The sequence below is a fragment of the Streptomyces sp. NPDC086080 genome (assembly GCF_044540255.1).
GTDB lineage: Bacteria > Actinomycetota > Actinomycetes > Streptomycetales > Streptomycetaceae > Streptomyces.
On record NZ_JBITRU010000096.1, the window covers coordinates 1 to 2,228 of the forward strand.

3 protein-coding genes are annotated in these 2,228 nt (G+C 67.0%); 1 reads left to right on the forward strand and 2 read right to left on the reverse strand.

The window, feature by feature from the left end; all coding sequences use genetic code 11:
• Window positions 1–47 precede the first annotated feature (47 nt).
• Window positions 48–737, reverse strand: coding sequence for a hypothetical protein (locus ACIF9R_RS38175; RefSeq protein ID WP_399987706.1), 690 nt, complete (start codon window positions 735–737; stop codon window positions 48–50).
• A 277-nt stretch (window positions 738–1,014) separates the two neighbouring features.
• Between ACIF9R_RS38175 and ACIF9R_RS38180 the strand changes: the two genes are divergently transcribed.
• Window positions 1,015–1,206 carry a hypothetical protein gene (locus ACIF9R_RS38180; RefSeq protein WP_399987708.1) on the forward strand — a complete coding sequence of 64 codons (192 nt, stop codon included), beginning with the start codon at window positions 1,015–1,017 and terminating at the stop codon, window positions 1,204–1,206.
• A 99-nt stretch (window positions 1,207–1,305) separates the two neighbouring features.
• Here ACIF9R_RS38180 and ACIF9R_RS38185 read toward each other — a convergent pair whose 3' ends face one another.
• Window positions 1,306–2,106, reverse strand: a complete 801-nt coding sequence (locus tag ACIF9R_RS38185; protein ID WP_399987710.1) for a hypothetical protein — start codon at window positions 2,104–2,106, stop codon at window positions 1,306–1,308.
• Between the last annotated feature and the right edge of the window lie 122 nt (window positions 2,107–2,228).

Below are 2,228 nucleotides of genomic sequence, written 5' to 3' on the forward strand. Positions count from 1 at the left end.
CGACACGCGGTCCACGGCCTCGATCAGGTGACCTGTCGTCGCATTCATCAGATGACTCCTTCGGGAAGGATCACACCTAATTCATGACACTCCCGTGGATCCGGGCTGAGTGTGCTGGCGGGTGGGCTGTAGAGCTCCTTCTCCCGGCGTAGGGCGCGGTGCTGGCGGGCCTCGCTAGCCCTGTGGCGGCGGAACTCGTTGGGGAAGTCGTAGGCGCACGCCCCCATGAAGTAGGTGGTGATGCTTGCTCCGCCTTCGGGGGTCCATCCCTTATCGACCAGGGCCTGCTGGCGGAAGCGCGGCAGGGCTCGGGCGATGGTCATGGTGGCCAGTTCCTCGCGCAGGTCGCTGTCGGCGGCAAGGTCCTCCAGATCGAGTTCGTGGGGGTTGAGATTGAAGCCGCGCTGGGCGACCAGGTCGAAGATGTAGCCGGAGTGCATCCAGCCGCGCAGGACAGAGATCCCGTAGCGGACGAGTTCTTCCACGAACAGGTCGTAGCGCGGGCCGGTGAAGCCGTCCTGTTCGAGCAGGGCCACCAGGCGTCCGTCGGCCAGCCGGCGGTCGATGTTCTCTTGCAGCCGCCGGGCGGTTTTGGCCTGGCGGCCGTTCATGGCACGCACGTCCTGCGGGGTGACCGGGGCACCGAGCAGCCGCAGCGCGTCGTGCGGGCCGTCGTTAGGTTGTAGGTTGCGGGCGCGCGCGGCCGCGACCTCCTCACCTGCGCCGTCGCCCTGCATGCCCTCCCCTTCCGGTTGTCGTCTCCGCCCCCTTTAGCTGTGCAAGGGGACGGCTCGCCACCAACCGCGCCAGCCCACTCGCAAGCTCCCGGGCCGCCGCGGCCGGCGCCGAGACGACCCCTTGTAAGTGCGCCCCCCGCGGCCACCCCACGGACTTTTCCAAGATTCTTTTGGGGCCCTCGGAGCTGGGAAATCAGGCCGTGGGGTGGGGCTCGGACGGGCACTTACGAGCGGACGTCACATCATCAACCTATGGGGAGAAATAGTGAGTTCGCCCGTGCCGACGCCGCAAGGGCCGGCCCCGTTCCTGACGATCCACACGGCCGTCGTCCTTCTGATCGCGGTCGTCATCGGCCTGGTCGTCGGAGGGCTCACCTTCCTCAGCGGCGGTGCCGTGGCCGCTGCTGTCCTGGCTGGTCTTACCGCAGCCGGCGTCAGCATCCCCGTGCTCCGCTCACTCATCGGCTGAGGTCCGGCCACGGTCTTCATGGATCTTCTGAAGAAGGCACCGTGGATCAGCTCCCCGCCGGGCTTCAGGACAGGGCGCTGCTCATCGAGAACTTCCGCCTCATCGGGGGATGATCAGATCGGTGAGCTGCCCCGCGGTTGGCATCCGCCCGCGGTTGACTACGACCGCGACGAAGATGACCACGACCGGCAGCAGAGGGATGAGAGCTGCGTCGGGCAGGCCGAGGAACGCTGCGCCAGCCATCACCAGGACGACCGTGAGCCCCACCACGATCCCCCGCAGACGCTCTCTCGGTGCGGCCGGAGTCACGCCTGCGAGGTGGTCTGCGTCGAGGAGGTCGTCAATACGGCCCTCGGCGTAGCGTTCGGCGATGGTCAGGAGCATCACGGTGAGGTCCTCCAGAGCGGGGCCCGGCTTGGAGTCCTGTCGTGCTTCGGCTTGTCGCAGCGCGCCCACCACCAGGGCGGCATGGGCTTTGAACTGCCGTTCGTTGTGTCGTCTGGCTCTGGCGCGACGGGTGCGGTGGGCTCTCCAGATGACGCGCTCGATCGGCTGCACGGAGACGCGCGGGATCTGGCAGTCCGGCTGGGTTTCCTCCCAGCGCCGCATAACCGCGGCGCACTGGGCAGCGACCGTCAGCAGGGCCACGACCGGCCAGCAGCGTCGGTCCTCCATGCGGGCACTGTCCCCGTCCGCGTACCCGGTGAGGCCCTCCATGTCGTAGGCGGAAAGCGTTGCACCTCTGCCCGAGCTGGTCAGGTTCATGCGCTTGATGAGCCGCACTTCAGCGGTCAGAACCAAGGCCCAAAACAAAACTGCCGGCACTCGGCCGACCGCGGAGGAACCCCCAGTAAGAACCGACATCGGCATGGCCACGAAACTGCTGAGCAGCCCCTGCACCACACCAGGATGCGGACCCGGCTCAGCGCTTAGTACTCCAGCCGTAGATCGTGATCTTGCCGGTGGGGTCGGCTGAGAGACAGGTACAGCCACCGCTGATCATCGGTGTGTGAAGACTGAAG

Bases quoted from the DNA above. Each gene is read 5' to 3' on its own strand.
- ACIF9R_RS38175 (WP_399987706.1), bottom strand. From the start codon at position 737: ATGCAGGGCGACGGCGCAGGTGAGGAGGTCGCGGCCGCGCGCGCCCGC.